This is a genomic window from Rathayibacter sp. VKM Ac-2835 (genome assembly GCF_013266705.1).
Taxonomy (GTDB): Bacteria; Actinomycetota; Actinomycetes; order Actinomycetales; family Microbacteriaceae; genus Rathayibacter.
The window spans coordinates 1,171,263-1,197,205 of record NZ_JABSNQ010000002.1 but is presented as its reverse complement, the minus strand read 5'-3'; the positions used below and the strand labels follow the sequence as shown (position 1 = coordinate 1,197,205).

The following is a 25,943-nucleotide window of genomic DNA, read 5'->3' as shown; positions in this document are numbered from 1 at the left end:
GTCAGCTCGGCGCGAGCAGGCGGTCGAGGGCCTCGGGAAGGTGCCGCAGCACCGAGACGTGGCCGTCGGCCGGGTGCTCGCGCAGCTCGGCGCTCGGGAGCAGCGCCCGGAGCCGTCGCGCGTGCTGCGGGGGGATCACCCGGTCCCGGCCGCCCTGGACGAGCACGACCGGGCAGCGGATCGCCGCGAGGCCCACTCCCCACGGCGCGGCGAGGGCGACGTCGTCGTCGATCAGGCCGCCGTCGCCCCACTGCTCCGAGCGCGCGACGTCCTCGCCGAGGGCCGCCCACTCCCCCTCGAGGGCCGCGTAGTCGGCAGCCACGAACGACTCGGGGTCGAACTCGTCGGTCTCGGCGAAGCGGGCGCGCGCCTCGCGGCCGTCGCGGGCCGCGGCGAGACCGCCCGGAGCGGCCATGCCGTCGAACCAGGCGGGGTCGCTGTCGTACGGCGCGGGTGAGGCGAGGACGGCGACCCCGTCGACCCGGTCGGGGAGCAGTGCGGCGCAGGCCAGGGCGTGCGGTCCGCCGCCCGAGGCACCCGCGGTGAGGATCCGGTCGAGGCCCAGCGCGTCGAGCACGGCGCGGACGTCCTCCGCCGCGGAGGCGACATCGCGGCCGGGCCGCGCGCTCGAGCCGCCGTAGCCGGGGCGGCCGTAGGAGACGAGCCGGAGTCCGCGCGCGCGAGCGGCCTCGAGGACGGGGGCGAGCAGCGCGCCGGTCTGCGGGGAGCCGTGCTGCCAGAGCACCGGCCGTCCCTCGTCGCCGCTGTCGTGGGCGACGAGCAGCCGCCCCTCGGCGGTCGCGACCTGGATGGTCTGCACCACGTCCTGCTCCTCTCCCCCGCGGACCGCGGTCCGCTGATCGTCGCTCCGGACCGCTCAGCCGCCGGTCAGCGCCGTGCGTCGCGCCACGAGCTCGTCGAGAAGGACGCGCTCGTCAAGAGCGGCCCCTCGTCCGCCGCGGCCGGCGAGCTGCTGCTGGCGCACGTGCGCGAGCCGGGTCGCGGAGCGGAGGAAGCCGCGCATCGCCCGCGGCCGGTCGCCGCCCGCCACCCGTGCCCAGCGCAGCGCGGTGCGGCGGCCCTCGGCGGTGCCGATCATCCGCACCTCGGTCGGCGAGAGCCAGCCGGCCGCCGCGTAGTCGCCGAGGCGCTCGAGGGTGACCCGCCGCTCCTGCCTGCGCAGCAGCACGACGACCACCACGGCGACCACGAACAGCGGCACCTGCACCACGCCGTAGAAGCCGAACCAGTCGGACACCAGGAAGGACGAGCCGTTCCAGAGGGCGTGCAGGAACGCGGCGAGCGCGAGGCCGAGGAGGGCGATCGGCAGCCGCGCGGCCGGCGGTCGGTTCATCGCGAAGCCCAGCGCCGCGCCGAAGCAGGCGGTGAAGAGCACGTGCGCGAACGGCGAGAGCACCCCGCGGAGGAAGAAGGTGACGGCGAGCGAGCCGAGCCCGCCCTCCACCAGCGCGCTGCCGAAGTAGAGGATGTTCTCGACGAAGGCGAAGCCGGAGGCGACGACCGCCGCGTAGACGATGCCGTCGACCGGTCCGTCGAAGCTGCGGCGCCAGATCAGCAGGATCAGCAGGACGCCGAGGCCCTTCGCCGACTCCTCGACGATCGGCGCCTGGATCACGGCGCCGACGAAGTCCGACTCGCTCGGCTGCGCCCCGGTGGCGTAGACCGCGATCTGCACACCGAGATCGACCAGGAGCGCGATCGCGACGGAGCCGGCCGCCCCCCAGAGGAACGCGAACCAGAGGCCGAGCGGCGCCTCGGGCTCCCAGCGGTCGACCCAGCGGACACCGGCCAGCACGACGAGCAGCGGCACCAGGGCGACGACCGCGCAGATGCCGGCGGCGGTCGCACCGAGCCCGGAGACGACGTAGGCGAGGACGAGCAGGAGCAGGACGCCCAGCAGTGCGACGCCGATCGCACCCAGCACCGTCGGGACGATCGAGGGTCGGACGGGGGCCGGCGGCGGGTAGGCGCTCATGGGGTCCGAGAGTAGGGCACCGGCGGCCGCGCGGTCCGGCGGTTGACAGCGGGCGCCGGCGGGGCCGTGTCCGATTCCCGCGATCCTCCGGCCCCGGGGCGTGCCAGTCTCGGAGCATGGTCGAGGATCCGCTGTTCGAGGAGCGCTACCGCGCGGTCGCCTCGCGCGACTCCCGCTTCGACGGCCGCTTCATCACCGGCGTGCACTCGACCGGCATCTACTGCCGCCCGAGCTGCCCCGCCGCGACGCCCCGTCCGGCGAACGTGCGCTTCTACCCGACCGCGGCCGCCGCGCACGAGGCGGGGCTGCGCGCCTGCAAGCGCTGCCTGCCCGACGCGGTGCCCGGATCGCCGGAGTGGAACCTGCGCGACGACACCGCGGCGCGGGCGATGCGGCTGATCGGCGACGGCGTGGTCGATCGCGAGGGCGTCGAGGGGCTGGCCGGGCGCCTCGGCTACGGCGCTCGCCAGCTCGGGCGGATCCTGCGGGTCGAGCTGGGCGCTCCGCCGCTCGCCCTCGCCCGGGCCCAGCGCGCGCAGACCGCCCGGCTGCTGCTCACCGGCACGGAGCTCCCGGTGTCCGAGGTGGCGTTCGCCGCGGGGTTCGCGAGCATCCGGCAGTTCAACGCGACGATCCAGGAGGTGTACGAGCGCAGTCCGAGCGCGCTGCGGGCGTCGGCACGGGGCGGGCGGTCCGAGGCGGCCGTGCACGCGGGGGCGACCGTGCTCGCGCTGCGGCTCGCCGTCCGGGCGCCGTTCGATCCGGGGGTGCTCGCGGCGCTCGGGGCCGACGCGCTGCCGGGACTGGAGGAGGCGGGGCCGGGGCGGTACTCCCGCTCGCTCGCGCTTCCCGGCGGCCCGGCGGTCGTGCGGCTCGAGCAGGACGGCGAGGCGATCCGCTGCACCGCGATCCTGGTCTCGGTGGCCGATGTCGGCCCCCTGGTCGCCCGGGTGCGCCGGCTGCTCGACCTCGACGCCGACTCCGCCGCGGTCGACGAGGCGCTCGGCGCCGATCCGGTGCTGGCGCCGCTGGTCTCCGCGACTCCCGGGATCCGACTGGCGGGCTCCGTCGACCCGGCCGAGACCCTGCTGCGCGCGCTGATCGGGCTCGGTGCGACGACCGCGGTCGCGCGCACGGCGCTGACCCGGCTGGTCGCGGCGCTCGGCGAGCCGCTGCCCGCCGGCCTCGCCGCCGGCGATGTCACCCACGCGTTCCCGCCTCCCGCGGCGATCGCGGAGAGCGGAGCGGACGTGCTGCGCGGCTCCGAACACCGGGTCGAGACGGTCCGGCGGAGTGCGGCCCTCCTTGCCGACGGCACTCTGCGCCTGGACGCGGGCCTCCGCCGCGAGGACCTGGTGGAGCGCCTGCTCGCCGTCGACGGCATCGACCCGGCCACGGCCGCGTCCGTCGCGGCGCGGATCACCGGCGACCCGGACGTCTTCCCGGCCCACGACCGCGCCGTCCGCGCCGGCGCCGCCGCACTCGGCCTCCCCTCGACTCCCCGAGCCCTCGCCGCGGCCGCCCGCCCCTGGGCCCCCTGGCGCAGCTACGCCGCCCGGCACCTCGCCGCACGCTCACCGCGAGATGCCACTCGAGTACGCGACACGCCGCGAGAAGTGAGCACAAGTGGCATCTCGCGGAGGGAGAGGGGGCGGGCTACTCCGCGGGGGGCTCGATGATCGGGAGGGACGCCGTCATCGCCTCGATGCCGGAGAGGCGGGCCGGCGAGATGAGCCGCAGCACCTCCTCGCGCGACATCAGGCCTGCCTCGACGACGAGGTCGGCGACGTTGCGGCCGGTGGCGAGCGCCGCCTTCGCGAGGGCCGCCGAGGCGGTGTAGCCGATGCTCGGGGTCAGCGCGGTCACCACTCCCACTGAGGAGGCCACCATCGCCTCCAGGCGGTCGATGTTGGCGGTGATGCCGTCGATGCAGTTGATCCGGAGCGTGAGGCAGGCCTGCGTCATCCAGGTGATGCTCTGCAGGAGCGAGTGCGCGATGACCGGCTCGAACGCGTTCAGCTGCAGCTGACCGGCCTCGGCCGCCATGGTGACGGTGACGTCCGCGCCGGCGACCGAGTACGCGACCTGGTTCACCACCTCGGGGATCACCGGGTTCACCTTGCCGGGCATGATGCTCGAGCCCGCCTGGCGCGGCGGGAGGTTGATCTCGCCGAAACCGGCCTGCGGACCCGAGGAGAGCAGGCGCAGGTCGTTGCAGATCTTCGACAGCTTGATCGCCGAGCGCTTCAGCGCGCTCGAGAACGACATGAAGACGCCGGTGTCGCTGGTGGCCTCGACGAGGTCCTGCGCCATCTCGAGGTCGAGGTCGGTGAGCTCGTTGAGGTGGCGGACGGCGGCGGCGCCGTAGCGCGGATCGGCGGTGATGCCGGTGCCGATCGCCGTCGCGCCGATGTTGACCTCGGCGAGCAGCCAGATCGTCTCGGAGAGGCGCGCGTGATCCTCGCCGAGGGTGGTGGCGAAGCCGTGGAACTCCTGGCCGAGGGTCATCGGCACGGCGTCCTGCAGCTGGGTGCGCCCGACCTTGAGCACGCTGCCGAACTCGACCGCCTTCCGCGAGAACGAGGCCTGGAGCAGCGCGAGCTCGTCGAGCAGGCGCCGCAGCGACCAGGTCATCGCGATCTTGATCGACGTGGGGTAGACGTCGTTCGTCGACTGGCTGCGGTTCACGTCGTCGAGCGGGTGCAGGAAGGCGTAGTCGCCCTTGGGCCGCCCGGCGATCTCGAGGGCGACGTTCGCGACGACCTCGTTCGCGTTCATGTTGGTGGAGGTGCCCGCGCCGCCCTGGATCACGCCGACCACGAACTGGTCGTGGAACTCGCCGTCGATGATGCGGCGGCAGGCCTGCTCGATCAGCTCGGCCTTCGCCGGGGCCAGGCTGCCGATCTCGGTGTTGGCCCGGGCCGCGGCGAGCTTGACGGTCGCGAGGGCGCGGACGAGATCGGGGTAGATCGAGATCGGGCGCTTGGAGATCGGGAAGTTGTCCAGTGCACGCGCGGTGTGGATGCCCCAGTAGGCGTCGGCCGGGATGTCGAGCGGACCGAGCGAATCGGTCTCGGTGCGGGTGGCGGCGTCCACGGGGGGTCCTTCCGGCGGGGCCTGCGGGCCGGAGCTCTGCGGGCCGGTGCTCTCGGGGTCGATGCTCTCGGGGAGGGTGGTCGAGGCGGATGTCACGTCAGCTCCGTCGCTGTCGTCGTGCGGCCCCGAAGGGTGCAGGGGGTCCGCGAACTGCGCCGCCAGCCTACGCCGGGGCCTCGTTCCGCCGGGTCGAGGGCGTTCGGCCCCCCGCGGACTCACCGCCGGCCGGGCGGAACGGCGGCGGCGGCGGCGCGGAGAGACGGGCGTGCCACTGATCAGGCCACCTCCACCGAAGCGGCCGTCGAAGGACCGCGACGGCCACGGTGGCCCTTCTTCTCGCTCTCACGAGCGGCTCGACGGGGCCACTCTGGCAGCATCACCTCGAGATCGGATGCCCCATGCTCGCCCTGCTCCTCGTCCTCGCCCTCCTCGCCGCCGTCGCGGTTCCGCTCGCGCTCGCGGTCCGTCGGGACGGGTACTCCCCCGTCGCGTTCGACCGCGCCTACGACAGCCGGGGCGGCGGCGCCTGAGACGGCGCCACCATCCCGCCGCGCCCGCGCTCAGTCGACGCGGTCCGGCTCCGGGATGCTCGGCGCCGCCTGCAGCCCGCCGCTCAGCGCGTAGCGCTCCTCGGGAGAGAGGACGAGGCGCTTCCGGCCCCAGACCGCGAAGCCGATCAGGATGATCACGTAGACCACGGCGATGGCGATGATCGCCGGCTGGAACGCGTCGTTGAAGAGGAAGCCGAGGAAGATCAGCACGTTGATCAGCGCCGCGATCACCGCTCCGGGGACGCCCCACGGGCTGCGGTAGGGGCGGCTCGCGTTCGGGAACCGGCGGCGCAGCAGCACGAACGAGACCATCTGCATGAAGTACGCGACGACCGCACCCCAGACCGCGATGTTCAGCACGATCGCTCCCGCGACGGCGCCGACGTTGTCCGGGTCGAGCCGGCTGAGCACGTCGACCACGACGAGGGCGACGAAGCCGATCGCGGCCCCCACGGTCAGCGCGATCCACGGCGTCTGGCGCTTCCCGGTGAGCGAGAAGACCCGCGGGTAGTAGCCGGCCCGGGAGAGGGAGTACATGTTGCGCCCATAGGCGAACATGATGCCCTGCAGCGAGGCGAGCAGCCCGATCAGGGCGAAGAGCGCGAGCACGGCCGCCACGCCGTCGCCGACCATCGCGCGGAAGCCGTCGAGCAGGGGCTCGGGCGACTCGCCCATCACCTCGGAGCCGATCAGCGCCGTGTTGAGGAAGAGGACGAGCAGGCCGGTCACGATCAGGGTGCCGCGGGCCCAGAAGCCCGCGCGCGGGATGTCGCGGACCGGGTCGTGCGCCTCCTCGGCCGCGAGCGGCAGCTCCTCGATGCCGAGGAAGAACCACATGGCGAACGGCAGCGCGAAGAGGATCGGCAGGACGCCGTGCGGGAGGAACTCGGTCTGACCCGCGTCCGGAGCGATGTTCCACAGGCTCGACCAGTCCAGCGCCGGCGACAGCAGGGCCATCACGGAGAAGGCCAGGAGGATCGCGATGGACACGATCGAGACGACGATCGCGAAGCGGAACGAGATGGCCGCGCCCGCCGAGTTCAGGGCGACGAAGACGATGTAGAGGACCAGCCACCAGATCCACATCGCACCGGAGAGATCGAAGCCGAGCAGCTCGCTCGTCACTCCGTTCGCGTACTGCGCCGAGAAGAACACGACCACCGCGGTGGTGGCCACGTACTCGATGGTCTCGGCCAGCCCCGTCACCAGACCGCCCCACGGCCCCATCGCCGAGCGGGCGAAGGAGTAGGCGCCGCCGGTGTGCGGCATGGCGGCGGACATCTCGCCGATCGAGAAGATCAGGCCGTAGTACATCACCACGAGGACGGCGAAGGCGATCAGCATCCCGCCGAAGCCTGCGAAGGCGATGCCGAAGTTCCAGCCCGAGAAGTCGCCGGAGATGACGGCGGCGACCGCCAGGCCCCACAGGCCCCAGACGCCGGCGGAGCGGCGCAGGGTGCGCTTCTCGAAGTAGCCGGCCTCGGCCTCGCGATAGGTCACCCCCGCGGTGCTGGTGACGTTCGCCGAGTCGGGCCCGGACGCCGCCGGGCGCCTCGCACCCTTGCTCGTCGGAGTCTGCTTCGTCTGCTCTGCCATCGGGTCTCCTCGGCTCGGGTGGTCCGAGCATAGGGACCTCAATGGACGCTGGGAAGACCGATGGCGTTACGACGGTGTGAACGATGCGGACCGAGGGCCGCGCCACCAGTGCTCGTCTCGCGCCATGTGCGGGGCGTTGCACCTCCTCGGCGACAGCGGCTGTGCTTCAATGGACCCCGATCCGACCATGCGGCCTCGTCCGGCCGCCCGGCGGAGTGATCCCCGGAGGCATCCCATGGCACCCGTCAGCGCCGAGAGCAGTGCCGCCGATCGACGCCGTGCCGCCGACCCCGCCCCCGTGCGGGGCATGCTCACCCTCGAGCGGCTCGACGCGCTCATCGAGGCGGGCGAGATCGACACGGTGATCGTCGCCTTCACCGACATGCAGGGCCGGCTCGTCGGCAAGCGCATCTCGGCGCGGCTGTTCCAGGACGACGTCGCCGCGCACGGCGCCGAGTGCTGCAACTACCTGCTCGCCGTGGACGTCGAGATGAACACCGTCGAGGGCTACGCGATCTCGAGCTGGGAGCGCGGCTACGGCGACATGAAGATGATCCCTGACCTCTCGACGCTGCGACTCGCGCCGTGGCTGCCGGGGACCGCGCTGGTCACGGCCGATCTCACCTGGCTCGACGACGCGCCGGTCGGCGAGGCGCCGCGGCAGATCCTCCGCGCGCAGCTGGACCGCCTGGCCGAGCGCGGCCTCGAGGCGTTCGTCGCCACCGAGCTCGAGTTCATCGTGTTCGACGACTCCTACCGCGAGGCCTTCGCGAAGGGCTACCGAGGCCTCACTCCCGCCAGCGACTACAACATCGACTACGCGCTGCTCGCCTCGACCCGGATGGAGCCGCTGATGCGGGACATCCGGGTGTCGATGGAGGGCGCCGGGCTGTACTGCGAGGGCATCAAGGGCGAGTGCAACCTCGGCCAGCAGGAGATCGGCTTCCGCTACGACGCCGCCCTCGTCACCTGCGACAACCACTCGATCTACAAGTCGGGGGCGAAGGAGATCGCCGACAAGCACGGCAAGAGCCTGACCTTCATGGCCAAGTTCAACGAGCGGGAGGGCAACTCCTGCCACATCCACCTCTCCCTCCGCGGCACCGACGGCACGCCCGTCTTCGCCGACGCGGAGAGCGAGCACGGGATGTCGCCGCTGTTCCGGCACTACCTGGCCGGCCAGCTCGCCGCGATGCGCGAGTTCACCCTCTTCTTCGCGCCGAACATCAACTCGTACAAGCGCTACGTCGACGGGTCGTTCGCGCCGACCGCGGTCGCCTGGGGGCTCGACAACCGCACCTGCGCCCTGCGGGTCGTCGGCCACGGCGCCGGCATGCGCGTCGAGAACCGGGTGCCCGGAGGCGACGTCAACCAGTACCTGGCCGTCGCCGCGCTCGTCGCCGCCGGGCTGCACGGCATCGAGAACGAGCTGGAGCTCGAGGACGTCTGCACCGGCAACGCCTACGGGTCGGGAGCACCGCGCGTTCCGACGACGCTGCGCGAGGCGGCGGACCTGTTCGAGTCCTCCGCCCTGGCCCGCGCCGCCTTCGGCGACGAGGTCGTGGACCACTACGTGAACAACGCCCGGGTGGAGCTCGCCGCCTACGACGCCGCCGTCACCGACTGGGAGAGGGTGCGCGGCTTTGAGCGGCTCTGACCTCGGGGCGGGCTCCGAGCACGCTCCCGTCGCGCCACGTCCGATCATCGGGCTGACCACCTACCGCGAGCGCGCCGTCTCGGGCGTCTGGGACGTCGAGGCGTCCTTCCTGCCCGCGAACTACATCGACTCGGTGACCCGTGCCGGCGGTGTCGCGCTGCTCCTTCCGCCGCAGCCCGCCTCGGCGGAGACCGCCCGCGCCGTCGTCGAGCGCCTCGACGGGCTGATCGTCTGCGGCGGCAAGGACATCGACCCCGCCCGCTACGGCCAGCAGCCGCATCCCGAGACCGACGCGCCCCGCCCCGAGCGCGACGCGTGGGAGGACCACCTGATGACCGCCGCGCTCGAAGCCGATCTGCCGTTCCTCGGCATCTGCCGCGGCGCGCAGCTGCTCAACGTCTCCCTCGGCGGCACCCTGCACCAGCACCTGCCCGACGTCGTCGGCGACCGCCGCTACCAGGCGGGCGGCGGCGTGTTCTCGCACGTGGACGTCGCGGTGGAGCCGGAGTCGCGCCTGCGCGGACTGCTCGGCGAGGACGCCGTGGTCGCCCAGGTCTACCACCACCAGGCGGTCGACCGGGTCGCCGACGGCCTCGAGGTCGCCGCGCGGACCGCCGACGGCACCATCGAGGCGCTCGAGCTGCCCGGCCGCCGCTTCGCGCTCGGCGTGCAGTGGCACCCGGAGGAGGACACCGCCGACACCCGCCTCTTCACCGGCCTGGTGGCCGCCGCGCTCGCGCACCGCTCGAGCACCGGCACGGCAGAAGGCTCTTCCCTCAGAACCCCGAAGGACGCACTCCGATGACCCCGCCGACACCGCAGACGACCACGCAGACCCTCGTCGACCCCTCGACGGGCGCCGCCTTCGACGAGGTCGCCCTCGCCGACCTCGCGACCGTCGACGCCGCGATCGAGTGCGCGGCCGTGGCGCAGCGCGGCTGGGCGGCGCTGGCCCCGCTCGACCGGGCCCGCGCCCTCCGCCGCTTCGCCGCCGCCGTGGACGGCGCGATCGAGGAGCTGGCGCAGCTCGAGACCCGGAACTCCGGTCACCCGATCACGCAGTCGCGCTGGGAGGCGGGGCACGTCCGCGACGTCCTCGAGTACTCCTCCGCCGCTCCGGAGCGCCTGCTCGGCGCGCAGATCCCGGTCGCGGGCGGGCTCGACGTGACGCTGCACGAGCCGCTCGGCGTCGTCGGGATCATCACGCCGTGGAACTTCCCGATGACGATCGCTTCGTGGGGCTTCGCACCGGCGCTCGCCGCGGGCAACGCCGTCGTGCTGAAGCCGGCCGAGTGGACGCCGCTGACGAGCCTCCGCCTCGCCGAGCTGGCCCTCGCGTCCGGACTGCCGGAGGGGCTCTTCCAGGTGCTGCCCGGCCGGGGGGACGTCGTCGGCGAGCGCTTAGTGACCCATCCGCTGATCCGCAAGGTCGTCTTCACGGGATCGACCCGCGTCGGCAAGCGGGTGATGGCGGGCTGCGCCGACCAGGTGAAGCGGGTCACGCTGGAGCTCGGCGGCAAGAGCGCGAACATCGTCTTCGCCGACTCCGACCTGGAGCGCGCCGCGAGCACCGCCCCGTACGGGGTCTTCGAGAACGCCGGTCAGGACTGCTGCGCCCGCAGCCGGATCCTGGTCGAGCGGCGCGTCCTCGACCGCTTCCTCGAGCTGCTCGAGCCGGCCGTCCAGGGCGTCGTCGTCGGCGACCCTCGGGACGAGGGGACCGAGATGGGCCCGCTGGTCTCCGCCGCGCACCACGAGCGCGTCGCCGCGTTCGTCCCGGAGGGGGCGCCCGTCGCGTTCCGAGGCTCGGCCCCGGCCGGCCCGGGCTTCTGGTTCCCGCCGACCGTGCTGCTGCCGGCGAGCGGCGACCCGGTCTGGCGCGAGGAGGTCTTCGGCCCGGTGGTCTCCGTGCTCCCCTTCGAGGACGAGGCCGACGCGATCCGCCTCGCCAACGACACCGACTACGGCCTCTCCGGCTCGATCTGGACCCGCGACCTCGGCCGCGCGCTGCGGATGTCGCGAGCGGTCGAGGCCGGGAACCTGTCGGTCAACTCGCACTCCTCGGTCCGCTACTCGACGCCGTTCGGCGGCTTCAAGCAGTCCGGGCTCGGCCGTGAGCTCGGACCCGACGCGGCGCTCGGCTTCACCGAGACCAAGAACGTCTTCTTCGCGGCCGACTGACCCGGCCCCGCCCCACCCCTGCACCCTCCCTCGAAAGGCCGCACCATGGCGCTCTCTCCTCTCGACACCACCCCGATCGACCTCACGCAGCGCCTCGCCGGCAAGGTCGCCGTCGTCACCGGCGGCGCCAGCGGGATCGGCCTCGCCACCGCGACGCGCTTCGCTCGCGAGGGGGCGCGCGTGGTGATCGCCGACGTCGACGTCGCGCGCGGCACCGAGGTGGCCGAGGCGCTCGGCGGGATGTTCGTCCGGGTCGACGTCACCAGCGAAGCGGAGGTCGACGCCCTCTTCCAGGCCGCGGTCGACGCCTACGGCTCGGTCGACATCGCCTTCAACAACGCGGGCATCTCGCCGCCCGACGACGACTCGATCGAGACCACCGAGCTGCCGGCCTGGGAGCGCGTGCAGGACGTCAACCTCAAGTCGGTCTACCTCTGCTGCCGCGCGGCGCTCCGGCACATGACGAAGCAGGGTCGCGGATCGATCATCAACACGGCCTCGTTCGTGGCGGTGCTCGGCTCGGCGACCTCGCAGATCAGCTACACCGCGTCGAAGGGCGGCGTGCTCGCGATGAGCCGCGAGCTCGGCGTGCAGTTCGCGCGCCAGGGCATCCGGGTGAACGCGCTCTGCCCGGGCCCGGTCAACACCCCGCTGCTGCAGGAGCTCTTCGCGGCCGACCCGGTGCGGGCCCAGCGGCGGCTCGTGCACATCCCGGTCGGGCGCTTCGCCGAGCCGGAGGAGCTCGCCGCCGCGGTCGCGTTCCTCGCCAGTGACGACGCCTCGTTCATCACCGGGGCGACGTTCCTCGTCGACGGCGGGATCTCCTCCGCCTACGTGACCCCGGAGTGAGCGCGGACACGGGGGCGGGCGGGGCGGACGCCGACGCGGAGGGCCGCCCGGCGGCCCCCGCGGCGAGCGCCGCGGAGGCGGTCCTGCGACGGCTGCTCCGCGGCAACGCCTTCGAGGAGACGGTGCAGCGGCTGATGCAGACGGTGAACCTCGGACTCGTCGCGCCGGGCGAGCGGCTGCCCGCCGAGCGCGAGCTCGCCGCGCGGCTCGGCGTGGGGCGCGACACCCTGCGCGACGCGATCGCCTCGCTCGCGGACGCGGGATACCTGGTGGTGCGGCGCGGCCGGTACGGCGGGGCCTTCGTGGCGGAGGAGCTGCCGGCGGCCCCGGTCGGCCGGCGGGGCTTCGACCGGGCCGAGATCGACGACGTGGTGGGGCTGCGCGAGATCCTCGAGGTGGGTGCTGCGCGGCTCGCGGCCGGAGCGGATCTGACGGCCGCCGACCGCGAGCAGCTGTTCCAGGCCCTTGCGGACGTCGAGGGCGCGAGTCCCGAGGACTACCGGCGGCTCGACTCCCGGCTGCACCTGACCATCGCCGAGCTGGCCGGCGTCCCGTCGCTCCTGCCGCTCGTGGCGGAGAGCCGGACGCGGGTGAACGCGCTGCTCGACGACATCCCGCTGCTGCCGCGGAACATCGCCCACGCGGACGAGCAGCACCGGGCGCTGGTGACGGCGATCCTGACCGGGCGGGCGGCGGAGGCGGCCCGGCTGATGACGGAGCACGTGCACGCCTCCGCGGCACTGCTGCGCGCGTTCCTGACCTGAGCCGGGAGCGGCCGCCCGGTCAGCTGACGTCGGTGCCCGTCGCGATCGCGACGAACGGCACCAGCAGGCCGAGGAAGAGCAGGGCGACGACGAAGAGCGCGACGAGGCCGATCATGACCGAGTTGAGGACGATGCCCCAGACGGCGAGCGTGCGGCCGGTGGGCTCGCGGCGGAGGCCCAGGATGCCGAAGACGAGGCCGGCGACGGGGGCGATCACCGTGAGGCCGAAGAAGACCGAGGTGACACCGAGGATGAGGCTGGTCAGCGAGAACGGAGTGGACGGGGCCGGGTCGGCGGCGACGGGCGGGACGCCGTACGGGGCCGGGTGCTGGGCGGCGGGCCGCTCGGACTGCGGGCGCTGCTGCTCGGCCTGCGGACGCTGCTCCGGCGCGGGATCGGTGAGGACGGCGGTGGAGCCGTAGACCTCGGTCGGCTGCTCGTCGGCGGGGGTGCGGGTGGACGGGGTGGACTCGGCGTTCGACACGGTCGGTGCTCCTTCTGCGGGGTGCGGTGCCGGGGGCGCCCGGCGATGCCTCCACGCTACGGAGGACGCGGATCCACCCCCATCCGGCTAACCCCCGGGCGGGAGGGGGAACCCCCCGCTCGCTCCCGGGGGCCGGTGCGAGACTGGGACGACCGGCGGTGCGCCGGGACGATCGCGAGGGAGCGGCCGCGAATGGACGACGACGAGACGCTGCGCCGCCGCCGCGACGGCCGCGGGGCCCGCGCGATCTGGCTCGCCGGACTCTCCGCGCTCGCGGGCTTCGTGATCCTCTCCCCGCTGATCTCGGTCACGGCGACGGTGCTGGCCTGGGGCGCCCGGCGTCGCGGCGGCACCCTGAGCGACCGCAACGGCGTCGTCGCCGTCAACTGGCAGCTGACCTACCTCGCGCTGCAGCTGATGCTCGTGCCGCTGCACCTCGCGCTCGTCTCGGTCCGCGACACCTGGGGCGGCGGCTGGCCGACCCTCACGATCGCGGCCATCCTCGGCCTCTTCGTGCTGAACCTCGTCCTCTGCGTCGTGCTCGGCGTCCGCTCGGGTCGCGGCCGGAGCGTCCGCCTCGTCATCGCGGTGCCGTTCGTGCGCTCCTCCCGGCCGGTGCGCTGACCAAGATCCGATGCATCCTCTCCGCGGTGTCAGCAGGTGAACGCGCCGCTCACGATCCCACCCAGAAGGCCGCCTGTCGCCGCGGCGATCGCCCCGGGCCCTGTGATCGCCCCGACGAACCCTCCCCAGGCTGCTCCACCGATGCCATTGCCCGCCACGCAGTGACCCCATTCCTTGGAGCCCCAGTCGCTCGAAAGCGCCCGCGGCGGCGCGCCCTTCGCGGGGATGAGAGAGCTGCTCCCGGAGGAGAAGTGGAAGGTCACCGTGTTCGAGTCATCATCCAGCGTCCAGGTCCCCGTCACGCTCCGCCCACTGGCGCCGCTGATCGTCTTGGGTAGTGCGTCCGAGGTCACACTTCCATCAGTGATTCGGATGCGTCCATCTTTCGACTTCACGGGCAGGGCTCCGCCGCCGACGTCGAACGTCACTCCTGTGGCTGTCACGCGTTTCACCGCGATCTCGGCATGTCCGCTGGACTGCACCAACGCCGGTGCTTCCACCGCGGCCGACGCCGCAGCGAAGGGCGCTCCACTGAGGGCCGTCGCGCAGACAGCCACCGCCGTCAGGGTCGTTCAAATGCTCTTCATTGAGTACCTTCCTCGATCTTGTCATCGGCGCCGACTGCGCCAGAGGGTGAGCAATGCACGGCAGACGAGATATGTGATCGCGATGGCCACGGCATTGATCACCACGGTCCACGGGTCGATCGCTCCGACTGCTTTGGCGATGGCACCGCCGCACAACGATCCGACGAAGGCGATCACGACGAATCCCCACGGTGTCCGCGTTCCCCATATCGGGTCTCGCTTCCGCTCTTCTTTCGGCTGTTCTGCCTCACCCATCCGAGAACCATACTGAAATGGTTACGACGCCTACGACGCAAGGATCGATTGCGCGAACTTGGCGCGCGATCACGCATCTCCGGGAGTGCTCTCACCTGGGCCGACGCAGCCAATCCGAGCGCGATGTCGATCCCGCGGGGGCGCAGGGCCCGCCCCCGCGGGATGGCAGGGTGGTCGGGTGACGCCGATCGCCTTCCCCCCGCCCGTGTCCGTGGTCGCCGACGACGGGACGCGGATCGCGACCTACGCGCTCGGCGACGAGGGGGCGCCGACCGTGCTGGCGGTGCACGGGTTCGCGTCGAACGCGGTGCTGAACTGGGAGACGGCGGGCTGGCTGCGGACGCTGACCCGCGCGGGCTACCGGGTGGTCGCGCTCGACCAGCGCGGGCACGGCGCCAGCGAGAAGCCGCATCGCGCCGGCGCGTACGGGGTCGACCTGATGGTCGCCGACATCGTGCGCGTCATCGAGACCTACGACCTGATCGCTCCGCACTACCTCGGCTACTCGCTCGGCGCACGGATGGGCTGGGTGCTCGGGCTGGAGCATCCGGAGCTGCTCGCGACGCTGAGCCTGGGCGGGCTCACGGTCGGCGAGCCGCTGCGGCACTTCGACGCGGCGGCGGCCCGGGCGCGGGTGGCCGACGGCGGCGAGATCGACGACCGGTTCACGCGCGCCTTCATCGGCATGGCGGAGGGCGTCGCCGGGAACGACCTGGCCGCGCTGGTGGCGGTGGCCGACGGGGTGCGCGGCGGGGCGCATCCGGAACTCGGCGCGCACCCCGAGCTGCCGACGCTGATGGTGACGGGCGGGGCCGACCCGATCGCGCCCGGCGGGGCGCGGCTGGCGGAGGAGGGGGGCGCGCGCTTCGTCAGCGTCCCGGGCCGCGATCACACGAGCACGGTGCCGGCGCGGGCGTTCAAGGACGCGGTGCTGGCGTTCCTGGCGGAGCACGCCTGACGCGGGCCGGCGTGCGATCCGCAGGCGATCCCGGCGGGAGCGCGCTCTCGTCAGCGCGGAGGCGCCGGCAGAGCGCCGGATCACCTGCAGATCGGACGGAACCGCCCGTGGAGGCCCGCGGCGTAGCATCGCGGGATGCTTGCGATCCGCGTCGAGAACCCCGGCCCCGACTCCCGCCTCGTCCTCGAGGAGACCGCCACCCCCTCCCCCGGACCCGGCGAGGTGCTGCTCCGCGTGGCCGCCGCCGGCGTGAACCGCGCCGACCTCGGGCAGCGCGCCGGCGTGTATCCGCCGCCGGCCGGAGCGTCGGAGATCCTCGGCATGGAGGTGTCCGGGACCGTCGTCGGCCTCGGCGAGGGCGTCACGACGGTCGCCCAGGGCGACGAGGTCTGCGCGCTGCTCTCCGGCGGCGGCTACGCCGAGCACGTCGTGGTCGACGCGGGGCTGCTGCTGCCGGTGCCCGAGGGCGTCGACCTGATCTCGGCCGCCGCGCTGCCCGAGACGACGGCGACCGTCTGGTCGAACCTGGTCCTCGTCGCAGGGCTCCGCGCCGGCGAGACCGTGCTGATCCACGGCGGCGGCAGCGGGATCGGCACCACCGCGATCCAGATCGCCTCGGCCATCGGCGCCCGGGTCGCCGTGACGGCCGGCAGCCCGCGGAAGCTCGACGCCTGCCGGGCGCTCGGCGCGGACATCCTGATCGACTACCGCGAGCAGGACTTCGTCGAGCGGATCGCGGTCGAGACGGACGGCGGGGTCGACGTGATCCTGGATCCGGTCGGCGGCGACTACCTCGCCCGCGACGTCGAGGCGCTCGCGCTCGGCGGCCGGATCGTCTTCATCGGCAACCAGTCCGGCGCGCAGGGCTCCCTCGACATCGGGACGCTGATGCGCAAGCGCGCGGCGGTGCACGCCACGACGCTGCGTGCCCGGCCGCTGGCGGAGCGGCGCGCGATCGTCGCCGCGGTGCGCGAGAGCGTCTGGCCGTTGGTCGCGGACGGCACTGTCCGGCCGGTGGTCGACGAGGTGATCCCGCTGGCCGAGGCCGAGCGGGCGCACGAGCGGATGACCGCCTCCGGGCACATCGGCAAGCTGCTGCTCACCCCGTGACCGGGCGCTGAGAGCAGAGCGGACCGGTCAGACCGCCGCGCGGAGCAGGCCGAGCGAGCGGTTGATGCCGTCGACGTCGACGCTCGCGGGGTCGAACGTCGCCTCGGGGGCGAGCCCGAGGGCGTCGAGCGCCTCCGCGTGGTCGGCGGACGACGGGTCGGTCGCGGCGCGGACGGTGTCGGCCCAGGCCGCGGGGCCGCCGGGGGCGTCGAGCGGAGCCGCGCCGCGCGCGCCGGTGCAGCGCGGCAGGGCGGCGCCGAGCGGCGACACCGACTCGAGGCGGATGACGTGCCGCCACTCGTCCTCGAGGTCGTAGACGTAGAACAGCTCGTCGCCGACGCTCTCGAGCACCTCCGCGAGCGCGACACCGCCCTCGTCGACCAGGTCGGAGCCGAGCTCCTCCGCGTCGGCCGGCGAGCCGATCGGCGCCTGCTCCTCGTCGGGCACGCCGACGCTGAAGAAGTGCGGCTGGGCGTCGGTCCAGCCGAGCGAGAGCTGCAGGGCGAGGTGCAGATCGCGCAGCGACGACTCCGAGGACAGCTCGAGTCGGCGCCAGACGACCGGCTTGGTGCCGAGCAGCGAGACGTGCAGGGCGTAGGCGGAGTCGGTGTCCTCGGTGGCCTCGTCGAGGATCTCGAGGCGGGTCGCGTCGCGGGCGCCGAGCAGGACGATGCTCGCGCGGACGACCGAGGCGAGGACCGGCTGCAGGCCCTCGGGCAGCACGTAGCCGAACTCCGGCGAGTGCAGCAGCAGGCCGAGCTCGGCGGCGTCGTCGAGCATCCGCTCGGCCGCGCCGACCATCCGCTCGCGCTCGTCCAGGGCGTCCTCGAGCGAGACGTCGAGGTCGGCGGCGAGCTCGTCGACCAGCTCGCCGACGACGAGGCCCTCGTGGACCTGCGCCTGGCAGGCGACCGCGATCCGCACCAGCACGGCGTCGGTGGTGGTGATCGCGCGCTCGCGCGGCGAGAAGGCGCCGTTCTCGGTGTCGGCGGCGGCGAGCGCCTCCTGCGCGCTGACGAGCCAGAGCTCGACGAAGCGGGCGATGTAGGCGATCCGCTCGACCGAGGCCTCGTGCGCGTCGGAGCTGCGCCAGAGCGGTGCGGACTCGCCGAGGCTCGCGGTGGAGCCGTCGGCGTCGAGCACGGCGGAGGCGACCAGCGCGTCCCACCAGGCCGAGACCGGGATGCGGACGGCGTCGTCGCTCGGCGAGGAGCCGGCGGAGGAGACTCCGGCCTCGACGACGATCTCGCGGGCGGCGCGCTCGGAGACGGTCGCTCCGTCGGTGGCGGCGAGGTGCTCGACGACGACGTCGGCCGCGTGCACGAGGGCGGTGGCGCGTGCGGCGGAGAGCATCTCGGCGTCCGGGACCTCGTCGACCTCGAGCAGGTCGTCGAGGACGGCCTCGACGAAGGAGCCGGCGAGGTCGAGGACCTCGTCCAGCACGGCCTGGCACTCGTCGAGCTCCTCGTCGGTGCCGGTCCAGAGGTCCTCGTCCGTCAGGAAGTCGAGGAAGTGCTCGACGACCTCGGCGACGGTGAAGAGGGTGTCGTCCAGGTCGGCCTCGCTCTCCTCCCCGGAGAGGTCGGCTTCGATCTGGTCGAAGACGGCCTCGAGGAGCTCGGCGTCGGGCTGGGCGAACGAGCCGCGCGGGCGGAGGTCGCGGGTCATGGCGAAGAGGTCGGTGAGGACCTCGACGGCCTCGTCGACATCGAGGTGCTCGTGCAGGACGGCGACGTCGGCGAGGTGCGACCGGTACCAGCTGCGGAACCGCACCATCAGCGCGGTCTCGGCGGTGCGGCCGCCGCCCTGGCCGCCGGAGCCGCCGGAGCGCCCGTTCCCGGATCGTCCCTGATTGCGCTTCTTGCCCATCGTTCCTCCGCGACCGCTCCCCCTCGACGACGGAGCAGTACAGCCTACCCAGTGCGGGCGAGCCGGGTCACGCACGAGGGCCCCTGTGTGATGAACGCCGGAGGAACCCTCCGCGAGCGGTCCGCTCGTCCGGCGAGCGGGACCGGCCGGGCCGATCCGTCGCGAACGGCTGCCTCGCGCACTCCGGCACGTGCTCCTCCGACGGATCGATCGGTGCATCGGCGGTGCGGCCGCGCGCGGGGCGGCGTAGCGTCGGGCCATGGGTGCATGGAGTGGGGAGCCGTTCGGCAACGACACGGCGAGCGACTGGGTCTACGAGCTCGACGAGGCCGGCGACTGGCAGTACGTCCGCGAGGCGCTGGACGCCGCCGTCGCGCCGGCGCAGCTGGACGCGGATGCGGCGACGATCGCGATCGCGGCCGCGGAGGTGGTCGCGCGCGGGCTGGGCCGGGAGGGCGGTCCGCACGCCGACACGATCGCGCACTTCGTGCAGCGGGCCGGACGCCCGGACGACGAGCTCGTGGCCCTGGCCCTCGCCGCGCTCAGCGCCGCGGACTCGCCCGGGAGCGAGCTCACGGAGCTCTGGGAGGAGGAGGACCCGGAGGAGTGGCGCGAGGCCAACGACGCGGTGCGGAGCGTGCTCGAGGAGGCCTGATCTCGAGAGGCTCGGCTCGGGCGGCGACGTGCGACTCCTGGCGGGCTAGCGTGGCGGAGGCGACCGCACCCGATCGCGACGTCAGCGACGAGGGGCGACGATGCCGGACTTCACCACGGACGACGGGGTCCGGCTGAGCTGGACCGAGCAGGGCGACCCGGCCGGGCGGCCGGTGGTGCTGATCGCCGGGTTCACGGCGCCGGCGACGAGCTGGAAGCCGCAGCAGGGGCCGCTCGCGGAGGCCGGCTACCGGGTGATCTCGTTCGACCGGCGCGGGCACGGGCTGTCCGAGCGGACGGAGGCCGGTGCGACGATGGTGCGGCACGGCGCCGACCTCGCGCAGCTGCTCCGACACCTGGACCTGCAGGGCGCGGCACTGGTCGGCGGGTCGATGGGCGACAACTCGATCTGGGCGTTCCTGGAGGGCACCGCGGGAGGCACGGCGGGAAGCACCGACGCGAGCCGCGTCGACCGCATCGTGATCATCGACCAGACGCCCCGCATGCTCGACGGCGACGACTGGCCCTACGGCTTCTACGACTACACCGAGGCGAACCGCGACACCCTCTTCGCGACCACGATCCCGGATCCCGGCCGCTGGAGTGCGCGTCCAAGGGGCGGTGCGGATCGCGCGGCTGCTGAAGGCGCTCGGCGGCGGCGAGCGCCGGGAGCTGACCGAGACCGAGCGGCGGCTGCTGAACGACCACGCGAAGGCGGACTGGCGGCCGGTGATCGCTCGGACGAGCGTGCCGATGCTCTTCGTCGCCGGGCGCGAGAGCGAGTTCTGGCCGGCCGAGCACGCGGCCGCCGCGGCCTCGCTCGCCCCGCGCGGCGACTCCCTCGTGATCGAGAAGGACGGCCACGCGGCGAACATCGAGCAGCCGAAGGCCTTCACCGAGGCGCTGCTGGAGTTCCTGGCGCGCTGAGCGCGCCGTGCGGGCTCAGCCCGGGAACGCCTTGCCCGGGTTGAGCACGCCGAGCGGGTCGAGGGCGTCCTTGATCGAGCGGTGCATCCCGAGCACGCGCGGTCCGAGCTCGTCGGCCGCTCCCGGCAGCTTGAGCAGGCCCACGCCGTGCTCGCCGGTGACGGTGCCGCCGAGGTCGAGGCAGTCCTCGACGATGCGGTCGAAGGCGCTCTTCGCCCGGGCCTTCGCGGCGTCGTCGCCCTCGGGCGCGATGATCAGCGGGTGGAGGTTGCCGTCGCCGGCGTGCGCGATCGTCGCGATGACCACGTCGTGGTCGGCGGCGGCCGAGCGGATGCGGGCGAGCATCTCCGGCACGGCCCCGCGCGGCACGCAGACGTCCTCGGTGAGCACCGGACCGAGGCGCTCGAGCGCCGGGTAGGCGAGGCGGCGGGCGAGGAAGAGGCGGTCGACCTCGTCCTGGTCGGTGGCCTGCTCGACGGAGAGCGCGCGGGCGCCGGCCATCAGGGCCTCGACGCGATCGGCGGCGGTGCGGCCCGCCTCCCCCGGCTCGTCGACCTTGGCCAGCAGCAGCGTAGCGACGGTGTGCGGCAGGCCGAGGTGCTGCCAATCGTCGACGGCGCGCAGGCAGGTGCTGTCGATGATCTCGAGGGCGGAGGGGATGATGCCGGCGGCCGAGATCGCGGCGACCGCGACTCCCGCGTCCTCCAGCGAGCCGAAGGAGCCGACGATCGCGCGCTGCTCGCGGCCGGCGAGCGGGAGGAGCCGGAGCGTGAGCTCGACGATGATGCCGAGCGTCCCCTCCGAGCCGATCATCAGGCCGGTGAGGTCGTAGCCGACGACGCCCTTCGCGGTGCGGCGGCCGAGGCTGACGAGCGAGCCGTCGGCGAGGACGACCTTCATCCCGAGCACGTAGTCGCGGGTGACGCCGTACTTGACGCAGCAGATGCCGCCGGCGTTGGTCGCGGCGTTGCCGCCGATCGTCGAGATGGCGGAGCTGGCCGGGTCCGGCGGATACCAGAGTCCGGCCTCGGCGACGGCCGCCCGCAGCGCATCGTTGATCACGCCGGGCTGGGCGACGACGAACCGCTCGTCGGCGTCGATCTCGAGGACGGCGTCCATCCGCTCGAGCGAGACCACGAGGCAGCCGGCGAGCGCGTTGGCGCCGCCGGAGAGCCCGGTGCCCGCTCCGCGCGGGACCACGCTGAGACCCCCGCGGGCGGCGACGCGGACGGCGTGCGCCACGTCCTCCGCGCTCTCGGCGAGGACGACCGCGAGCGGCAGGCCGTGGGGCGCCCACTCGGCGTCGTCGTGGCTGTACGCCTCGAGCACGTCGCGGTCGGTGACGACGCGGTCGCCGAGCAGTGCGCGCAGATCGGCGAGCACGCGGTCCCGGACATCGTGGGAGTCCCGGGGGACCGTCGTCAGCGTTTCCACGGTCGTCGAACCTACACCCGGCGCCTCCGGGCGCGGATCCGCCCCCGCGGGACCGGAGCGCCCGAGCGCGACCTCGAGAGCTGCGGGCACGGCACACCCGAGTGTTTCGAGCATGAGAAATCCCGAAGCGATCTCGCGGCAGGGGTTGCGCCCGGGCCCGGTTCTCGTTGGAATCGCGGGATGACCGAGACGACGAACGCCGCCGCCAGTGCCCCCGCGAAGGGCGGAGGGTCGCTGAAGAAGGTCATCACCGGCCCGCTGCTCTTCGCCTTCATCGTCGGCGACACCCTCGGCGCCGGCATCTACACGCTGGTCGGCACGATGGCCGCGGACGTCGGCGGCGTGATCTGGCTGCCGCTGCTGATCGCGCTCGTGATCGCGCTGCTGACCGCCGGCACCTACGCCGAGCTGATCACCAAGTACCCGCACGCCGGCGGTGCCGCCCGATACGTGGACCGGGCGTTCGGCAAGCCGTACCTGTCGTTCCTGGTCGGCTTCCTGATGATGGCCTCCGGCATCACGACCGCCGCCTCGCTCGCCAACGCGTTCGCCGGCGACTACCTCGGCGCGCTGCTCGACGTGCCGCCCGCGCCCACCGCGATCGTCTTCATCGCGATCCTCACGCTGATCAACCTGCGCGGGGTGAAGGAGTCGCTGACCGCGAACCTGGTCGCCTCGGTGATCGAGGTGAGCGGCCTGGTCATCGTGATCGTCTGCGCCGCGATCTTCTTCGGCGGCGGCAACGGCGACGCGGCCCGCGTCTTCGAGTTCAACCCCGACGTCGCGCCGCTGCAGGGCGCGTTCGCCGCCTCCATCGTCGCCTTCTTCTCCTTCCTCGGCTTCGAGGCCGCGGCGAACATGGCCGAGGAGGTCCGCAACCCCTCGAAGGTCTACCCGCGCGCGCTGTTCGGCGCCCTGATCACCGCCGCCGTGGTCTACCTTCTGATCGCCCTGGGAGCCGTGATCGTGCTGCCGAACGAGGAGCTCGCGGAGTCGACGGGCCCGCTGCTCGACGTGGTCGCGGCCAGCGGAGTGGCGGTGCCGCCGTGGCTGTTCGGCCTGATCGCGCTCATCGCGATCGCGAACGGCGCGCTGCTGTTCATGGTGATGGCGAGCCGGGTGGGCTTCGGGCTGGCGAAGTCGGGCTTGGTGCCGAGCGCCTTCGGCCGCGTCCTGCCGAACCGCCGCACCCCCTGGGTCTCGATCGTCGTGGTCGGCGGGGTGACCATGCTGCTCAGCCTCGTCGGCGATGTCGGCACGCTGGCCGAGACGACCGTGCTGCTGCTGCTCCTGGTCTTCATCTCCGCGAACATCTCGGTGCTGGTGCTGAAGAAGGACCGCGTCGACCACCCGCACTACTCGGTGCCGCGTGTCGTCCCGGTCCTGGCGATCATCGCGAGCGTCGTGCTGCTGACGCAGCAGACCGGCGTGGTCTGGCTCGGGACCGCCGGCTACGTGGTCGTCGGGACGCTGCTGTTCCTGGCGACGCGCTTCGGCAAGAAGAAGCACGCGGAGCAGACCGCGGCGGCCGAGAGCGAGGACGCGGACCGCTCCTGAGCCGGAATCGGCGCGTCGGCCGCGCACGATCTCGGCTGAGAGAGGTGGGCGTCCCCTGTGGGGCGAGGCCCACCCGATTCAGCTGATGTTGCGCGGCAGGTGTGGGACCGTGGGGCATGTCCGTCTCCCTCGCGCCGTTCCCGCTCGCCGAACTCGCCGAGTGGATGTCCGTCCAGCGCGCATCCTACGTCGCGGACCGGATGCGCGCGGGCGACGACGAGGCCGCGGCGTTGCGGAACGCCGACGCGAACGACGAGCGACTGTTCCCGGGCGGCGTCCTCGCACCGGGCCACGACGTGCTGCGGGTCCTCGACGACGGGCGCCCGGTCGGCGTGATCTGGGTGGGGCCGCACCCGCAGGAGCTCGAGGGCGTCGCCTCCATCTGGGACGTCGAGGTCGACCCGTCGGAGCGCGGCCGCGGGTTCGGCCGCGCGGCGATGCTGCTGGCGGAGGAGCACGCCCGCTCGCGCGGCTACCGGGCGCTCGCGCTGAACGTCTTCGGCTTCAACACGACGGCGCGGGGACTGTACGAGTCGCTCGGCTACGAGCCGACGTCGCTCCAGATGCGCAAGGAGCTCGGCTGACCGGACGCGGAACGGGCTCTGGCGTCACCGCGGGGCCCGGTTCGGGTCCGTTCGGCGTCGGACCGAGAGTCGAGTGGACGCAGAACGGCCCGAGGACCGGTCGGACGCGGCACACTCCTCCTCGCACGACGGGGTCAGCGGGACCGCCGCTGTAGGTTGGCAGCCATGCCCGATGACGACGTCCTCGACGCCCTCCGCGCCTTCGTCCGGGAGCGGGAGTGGGCGCAGTTCCACTCGACGGAGAACCTCGCGAAGAGCATCAGCATCGAGTCGGGCGAGCTGCTCGAGTGCTTCCAGTGGGGCGGGAGCGACCTCCCGGCGGCGATCGAGGAGCTCGCGGACGTCCTGACGTACTGCTTCCTCCTCGCGGACCGGCTCGGGGTCGATCCCGGCGCAATCGTCCTCGACAAGCTCGAGAAGACGCGCGCGAAGTACCCGGTGGAGAAGGCGCGGGGTCGGAGCGAGAAGCATGACCGGCTTTGAGCTCGAGCGGCTGCCCTTCGACGGGGACCGGGTGCGCGCCTGGGGAGCCGCCGATCCCCGCCACCGCAACTGGCCCGTCGTCTACGTCCTCGACAGCGCCTCGGAGGTCTACGTGGGCGAGTCGCTCAACGCGGAGGCGCGACTGCGCCAGCACCTGGACTCGCCGGCCAAGAGCCGACTCGATCGCGTGCGGGTGGTCTTCGACGACACCTTCAACAAGTCGGCCTGCCTCGATCTCGAGTCGTTCCTCCTGCGGATGCTCGCCGGCGAGGGACGTCTGACCGTCCTCAATCAGAACGCCGGCATCACCGACGCCGACTACTTCGACCGCGCCTCCTACCGGGAGACGTTCGACGAGGTCTTCGAGGTGCTCCGCACCCAGGAGCACCTCTTCCAGCGGACGCTCCCGGAGATCGTCAACAGCGACCTCTTCAAGCTGTCGCCGTTCAAGGCGCTCAACCACGATCAGGCCGTCGCCGTAGAGGACATCCTCGAGGGGCTGTTCGCCGACCTCGAGTCCGGCGAGCGGAGCACCGTCGTCGTGCAGGGCGACCCGGGGACCGGGAAGACCGTCGTCGCCATCTACCTGCTGAAGCTCCTGCAGGACATCCTCCGGCACGATCCGGAGGAGCCGCTGGACGCCGACTCCGTCTTCAGCGAGTTCTTCACCCCGGGGCACGCCGAGCTGCTCGCGACGCTGCGGGTCGGACTGGTCGTGCCGCAGCAGTCGCTGCGCGGATCGATCTCGCGGGTGTGCACCCTCACGCCGGGGCTGTCGAAGGACCTCGTGCTGACGCCGTTCCAGGTCGGCGAGAGCGAGGAGCCCTTCGACCTCCTGCTCGTCGACGAGGCGCACCGGCTCAGCCAGCGCGCGAATCAGCCGTCGGGGCCGCTGAACCGCAAGTTCATCGACATCAACGAGCGCCTCTTCGGCGAGGACTCGCTGGAGCACACGCAGCTCGACTGGATCCGCGCGCGGAGCCGGCACACGATCCTGATGCTGGACACCGCGCAGACCGTGCGCCCGGCGGACCTGCCCGCGACAGTCACCCGAGCCGTTCTGGCGGAGGCGTCGGCCGCGGGTCGTCTCTACCCGCTCCGCTCGCAGATGCGCATCGCCGCCGACAAGGACTACGTCGGCTACGTGCGAGCCGTGCTGTCCGACGATCCGCCCCGCGCTCGCGAGGACTTCGGCGAGTACGACCTCCGCTTCTTCGACGATCCGAGCGAGCTGCGGCGGGCCGTCGTGCAGCGCGACCGGGCGCACGGCCTCTCGCGCCTGGTCGCCGGGTATGCGTGGAAGTGGGTCACGAAGACGGACAAGAGCGCGTTCGACATCGTGATCGGCGACGAATCCCTCCGCTGGAATCAGACGCAGCGCGACTGGATCAACTCCCCCGGCGCGATCGACGAGGTCGGCTCGATCCACACGGTGCAGGGCTACGACCTGAACTACGCGGGCGTGATCATCGGCCGGGACCTGCGCTACGACACCGTTTCGGGCCGCATCGTCTTCGATCGCGCGCACTCCTTCGACAAGAAGGGCCGCGAGAACAACAAGAAGCTGGGAATCACCTACAGCGACGAGGACCTGCTCGCGTACGTCCGCAACATCTACACGGTGCTGCTCACGCGCGGGATCAGGGGGACGTACGTGTACGTCTGCGACGAAGCGCTGCGCGAGCACCTGGCCCGCTGCTTCTGAGCGGGGAATCGCGGAGCCGCAG

At 72.9% G+C, this 25,943-nt stretch carries 25 protein-coding genes; 16 read left to right on the top strand and 9 right to left on the bottom strand.

Annotated features, from left to right (window positions below; translation table 11 throughout):
- Nucleotide 1: 1 nt before the first annotated feature.
- Both HRK28_RS13310 and HRK28_RS13305 read right to left on the bottom strand, forming a co-directional pair.
- Nucleotides 2–823, bottom strand: a complete 822-nt coding sequence (locus HRK28_RS13310; RefSeq protein ID WP_367948422.1) for an alpha/beta fold hydrolase — start codon at nucleotides 821–823, stop codon at nucleotides 2–4.
- A gap of 54 nt (nucleotides 824–877) precedes the next feature.
- Nucleotides 878–1,996: a PrsW family intramembrane metalloprotease gene (locus HRK28_RS13305; RefSeq protein ID WP_173251896.1), complete on the bottom strand. Its 1,119-nt coding sequence runs from the start codon at nucleotides 1,994–1,996 to the stop codon at nucleotides 878–880.
- 116 nt (nucleotides 1,997–2,112) lie between these two features.
- Between HRK28_RS13305 and HRK28_RS13300 the strand changes: the two genes are divergently transcribed.
- Nucleotides 2,113–3,675 (top strand): Ada metal-binding domain-containing protein, encoded by a 1,563-nt coding sequence (locus tag HRK28_RS13300; protein ID WP_173251895.1) that lies wholly within the window; start codon nucleotides 2,113–2,115, stop codon nucleotides 3,673–3,675.
- Here HRK28_RS13300 and HRK28_RS13295 read toward each other — a convergent pair.
- Nucleotides 3,653–5,092, bottom strand: coding sequence for an aspartate ammonia-lyase (locus HRK28_RS13295; protein ID WP_208543808.1), 1,440 nt, complete (start codon nucleotides 5,090–5,092; stop codon nucleotides 3,653–3,655). The two genes, HRK28_RS13300 and HRK28_RS13295, sit on opposite strands and share 23 nt — an antisense overlap.
- Before the next feature lie 398 nt (nucleotides 5,093–5,490).
- Between HRK28_RS13295 and HRK28_RS20620 the strand changes: the two genes are divergently transcribed.
- Complete coding sequence (locus HRK28_RS20620; RefSeq protein ID WP_279392003.1) at nucleotides 5,491–5,622, top strand: hypothetical protein; 132 nt, start codon at nucleotides 5,491–5,493, stop codon at nucleotides 5,620–5,622.
- Between the two features lie 30 nt (nucleotides 5,623–5,652).
- On the opposite strand, the gene HRK28_RS13290 is transcribed toward HRK28_RS20620, so the two are convergent.
- Nucleotides 5,653–7,239, bottom strand: a complete 1,587-nt coding sequence (locus tag HRK28_RS13290; protein ID WP_173251894.1) for an amino acid permease — start codon at nucleotides 7,237–7,239, stop codon at nucleotides 5,653–5,655.
- Between the two features lie 307 nt (nucleotides 7,240–7,546).
- Between HRK28_RS13290 and HRK28_RS13285 the strand changes: the two genes are divergently transcribed.
- Genes HRK28_RS13285 through HRK28_RS13265 form a run of 5 tightly spaced genes read left to right on the top strand, consistent with a single transcriptional unit; the run spans nucleotide 7,547 to nucleotide 12,690 of the window.
- Entirely contained in the window at nucleotides 7,547–8,896 is a 1,350-nt protein-coding gene (locus HRK28_RS13285) for a glutamine synthetase family protein (protein WP_173252019.1), read from the top strand.
- Nucleotides 8,883–9,701 carry a gamma-glutamyl-gamma-aminobutyrate hydrolase family protein gene (locus HRK28_RS13280; protein WP_217274663.1) on the top strand — a complete coding sequence of 273 codons (819 nt, stop codon included), beginning with the start codon at nucleotides 8,883–8,885 and terminating at the stop codon, nucleotides 9,699–9,701. The genes HRK28_RS13285 and HRK28_RS13280 overlap by 14 nt, the downstream gene beginning before the upstream one ends.
- Nucleotides 9,698–11,077 carry an aldehyde dehydrogenase gene (locus HRK28_RS13275; protein ID WP_173251893.1) on the top strand — a complete coding sequence of 460 codons (1,380 nt, stop codon included), beginning with the start codon at nucleotides 9,698–9,700 and terminating at the stop codon, nucleotides 11,075–11,077. The genes HRK28_RS13280 and HRK28_RS13275 overlap by 4 nt, the downstream gene beginning before the upstream one ends.
- A 45-nt stretch (nucleotides 11,078–11,122) precedes the next feature.
- The gene (locus HRK28_RS13270) at nucleotides 11,123–11,926 is read left to right on the top strand and encodes a 3-oxoacyl-ACP reductase (RefSeq protein WP_173251892.1); all 804 of its coding nucleotides are present in this window, start codon (nucleotides 11,123–11,125) and stop codon (nucleotides 11,924–11,926) included.
- The gene (locus HRK28_RS13265; RefSeq protein ID WP_347877738.1) at nucleotides 11,923–12,690 is read left to right on the top strand and encodes an FCD domain-containing protein; all 768 of its coding nucleotides are present in this window, start codon (nucleotides 11,923–11,925) and stop codon (nucleotides 12,688–12,690) included. The genes HRK28_RS13270 and HRK28_RS13265 overlap by 4 nt, the downstream gene beginning before the upstream one ends.
- Nucleotides 12,691–12,709: 19 nt before the next feature.
- Here HRK28_RS13265 and HRK28_RS20870 read toward each other — a convergent pair whose 3' ends face one another.
- Complete coding sequence (locus HRK28_RS20870) at nucleotides 12,710–13,174, bottom strand: DUF4190 domain-containing protein (protein WP_244231642.1); 465 nt, start codon at nucleotides 13,172–13,174, stop codon at nucleotides 12,710–12,712.
- Between the two features lie 192 nt (nucleotides 13,175–13,366).
- Here HRK28_RS20870 and HRK28_RS13255 point away from each other — a divergent pair, with 192 nt between their 5' ends.
- Entirely contained in the window at nucleotides 13,367–13,798 is a 432-nt protein-coding gene (locus tag HRK28_RS13255) for a DUF4870 domain-containing protein (protein ID WP_160090309.1), read from the top strand.
- 29 nt (nucleotides 13,799–13,827) lie between these two features.
- Here the strand turns inward: HRK28_RS13255 and HRK28_RS13250 are convergent, their stop codons facing one another.
- Together HRK28_RS13250 and HRK28_RS13245 are read right to left on the bottom strand one after the other, a co-directional pair.
- Nucleotides 13,828–14,283: a hypothetical protein gene (locus tag HRK28_RS13250; protein WP_173251891.1), complete on the bottom strand. Its 456-nt coding sequence runs from the start codon at nucleotides 14,281–14,283 to the stop codon at nucleotides 13,828–13,830.
- Between the two features lie 123 nt (nucleotides 14,284–14,406).
- Nucleotides 14,407–14,640 carry a hypothetical protein gene (locus HRK28_RS13245; protein WP_173251890.1) on the bottom strand — a complete coding sequence of 78 codons (234 nt, stop codon included), beginning with the start codon at nucleotides 14,638–14,640 and terminating at the stop codon, nucleotides 14,407–14,409.
- A gap of 178 nt (nucleotides 14,641–14,818) precedes the next feature.
- Here HRK28_RS13245 and HRK28_RS13240 point away from each other — a divergent pair, with 178 nt between their 5' ends.
- Both HRK28_RS13240 and HRK28_RS13235 read left to right on the top strand, forming a co-directional pair.
- Nucleotides 14,819–15,598, top strand: a complete 780-nt coding sequence (locus tag HRK28_RS13240; RefSeq protein ID WP_173251889.1) for an alpha/beta hydrolase — start codon at nucleotides 14,819–14,821, stop codon at nucleotides 15,596–15,598.
- Nucleotides 15,599–15,733: 135 nt separating this feature from the next.
- Entirely contained in the window at nucleotides 15,734–16,708 is a 975-nt protein-coding gene (locus tag HRK28_RS13235) for an NAD(P)H-quinone oxidoreductase (protein ID WP_173251888.1), read from the top strand.
- A 27-nt stretch (nucleotides 16,709–16,735) separates the two neighbouring features.
- Here the strand turns inward: HRK28_RS13235 and HRK28_RS13230 are convergent, their stop codons facing one another.
- Nucleotides 16,736–18,577: a plasmid pRiA4b ORF-3 family protein gene (locus tag HRK28_RS13230; RefSeq protein ID WP_173251887.1), complete on the bottom strand. Its 1,842-nt coding sequence runs from the start codon at nucleotides 18,575–18,577 to the stop codon at nucleotides 16,736–16,738.
- A gap of 259 nt (nucleotides 18,578–18,836) precedes the next feature.
- Here HRK28_RS13230 and HRK28_RS13225 point away from each other — a divergent pair, with 259 nt between their 5' ends.
- Both HRK28_RS13225 and HRK28_RS13220 read left to right on the top strand, forming a co-directional pair.
- Nucleotides 18,837–19,232, top strand: a complete 396-nt coding sequence (locus tag HRK28_RS13225; protein WP_173251886.1) for a DUF4259 domain-containing protein — start codon at nucleotides 18,837–18,839, stop codon at nucleotides 19,230–19,232.
- Nucleotides 19,233–19,332: 100 nt separating this feature from the next.
- Nucleotides 19,333–20,202, top strand: a complete 870-nt coding sequence (locus tag HRK28_RS13220; protein ID WP_254304752.1) for an alpha/beta fold hydrolase — start codon at nucleotides 19,333–19,335, stop codon at nucleotides 20,200–20,202.
- On the opposite strand, the gene HRK28_RS13215 is transcribed toward HRK28_RS13220, so the two are convergent.
- Nucleotides 20,174–21,592, bottom strand: a complete 1,419-nt coding sequence (locus tag HRK28_RS13215) for an FAD-binding oxidoreductase (protein ID WP_367948421.1) — start codon at nucleotides 21,590–21,592, stop codon at nucleotides 20,174–20,176. The genes HRK28_RS13220 and HRK28_RS13215 overlap by 29 nt on opposite strands.
- Before the next feature lie 180 nt (nucleotides 21,593–21,772).
- Here HRK28_RS13215 and HRK28_RS13210 point away from each other — a divergent pair, with 180 nt between their 5' ends.
- From HRK28_RS13210 to HRK28_RS13195, 4 genes are all read left to right on the top strand, one after another.
- The gene (locus HRK28_RS13210; RefSeq protein ID WP_173251884.1) at nucleotides 21,773–23,149 is read left to right on the top strand and encodes an APC family permease; all 1,377 of its coding nucleotides are present in this window, start codon (nucleotides 21,773–21,775) and stop codon (nucleotides 23,147–23,149) included.
- A gap of 116 nt (nucleotides 23,150–23,265) precedes the next feature.
- Entirely contained in the window at nucleotides 23,266–23,733 is a 468-nt protein-coding gene (locus HRK28_RS13205; protein WP_173251883.1) for a GNAT family N-acetyltransferase, read from the top strand.
- 165 nt (nucleotides 23,734–23,898) lie between these two features.
- Nucleotides 23,899–24,216 (top strand): nucleotide pyrophosphohydrolase, encoded by a 318-nt coding sequence (locus HRK28_RS13200; protein WP_173251882.1) that lies wholly within the window; start codon nucleotides 23,899–23,901, stop codon nucleotides 24,214–24,216.
- A complete protein-coding gene (locus HRK28_RS13195; protein ID WP_173251881.1) occupies nucleotides 24,203–25,921 on the top strand; it encodes a DUF2075 domain-containing protein in 1,719 nt (572 codons plus the stop codon). Before HRK28_RS13200 ends, HRK28_RS13195 begins: the two co-directional genes overlap by 14 nt.
- Nucleotides 25,922–25,943 lie beyond the last annotated feature (22 nt).

Excerpts from the sequence above, each read along its gene's own strand:
- HRK28_RS13220 (WP_254304752.1), top strand. The coding sequence starts at position 19,333 with ATGCCGGACTTCACCACGGACGACGGGGTCCGGCTGAGCTGGACCGAG.
- HRK28_RS13300 (WP_173251895.1), top strand. The coding sequence starts at position 2,113 with ATGGTCGAGGATCCGCTGTTCGAGGAGCGCTACCGCGCGGTCGCCTCG.
- HRK28_RS13305 (WP_173251896.1), bottom strand. The coding sequence starts at position 1,996 with ATGAGCGCCTACCCGCCGCCGGCCCCCGTCCGACCCTCGATCGTCCCG.
- HRK28_RS13195 (WP_173251881.1), top strand. The coding sequence starts at position 24,203 with ATGACCGGCTTTGAGCTCGAGCGGCTGCCCTTCGACGGGGACCGGGTG.
- HRK28_RS13270 (WP_173251892.1), top strand. The coding sequence starts at position 11,123 with ATGGCGCTCTCTCCTCTCGACACCACCCCGATCGACCTCACGCAGCGC.
- HRK28_RS13230 (WP_173251887.1), bottom strand. The coding sequence starts at position 18,577 with ATGGGCAAGAAGCGCAATCAGGGACGATCCGGGAACGGGCGCTCCGGC.
- HRK28_RS13210 (WP_173251884.1), top strand. The coding sequence starts at position 21,773 with ATGACCGAGACGACGAACGCCGCCGCCAGTGCCCCCGCGAAGGGCGGA.
- HRK28_RS20620 (WP_279392003.1), top strand. The coding sequence starts at position 5,491 with ATGCTCGCCCTGCTCCTCGTCCTCGCCCTCCTCGCCGCCGTCGCGGTT.
- HRK28_RS13275 (WP_173251893.1), top strand. The coding sequence starts at position 9,698 with ATGACCCCGCCGACACCGCAGACGACCACGCAGACCCTCGTCGACCCC.
- HRK28_RS13200 (WP_173251882.1), top strand. The coding sequence starts at position 23,899 with ATGCCCGATGACGACGTCCTCGACGCCCTCCGCGCCTTCGTCCGGGAG.
- HRK28_RS13205 (WP_173251883.1), top strand. The coding sequence starts at position 23,266 with ATGTCCGTCTCCCTCGCGCCGTTCCCGCTCGCCGAACTCGCCGAGTGG.
- HRK28_RS13225 (WP_173251886.1), top strand. The coding sequence starts at position 18,837 with ATGGGTGCATGGAGTGGGGAGCCGTTCGGCAACGACACGGCGAGCGAC.
- HRK28_RS13235 (WP_173251888.1), top strand. The coding sequence starts at position 15,734 with ATGCTTGCGATCCGCGTCGAGAACCCCGGCCCCGACTCCCGCCTCGTC.
- HRK28_RS13255 (WP_160090309.1), top strand. The coding sequence starts at position 13,367 with ATGGACGACGACGAGACGCTGCGCCGCCGCCGCGACGGCCGCGGGGCC.
- HRK28_RS13245 (WP_173251890.1), bottom strand. The coding sequence starts at position 14,640 with ATGGGTGAGGCAGAACAGCCGAAAGAAGAGCGGAAGCGAGACCCGATA.
- HRK28_RS13290 (WP_173251894.1), bottom strand. The coding sequence starts at position 7,239 with ATGGCAGAGCAGACGAAGCAGACTCCGACGAGCAAGGGTGCGAGGCGC.
- HRK28_RS13285 (WP_173252019.1), top strand. The coding sequence starts at position 7,547 with ATGCTCACCCTCGAGCGGCTCGACGCGCTCATCGAGGCGGGCGAGATC.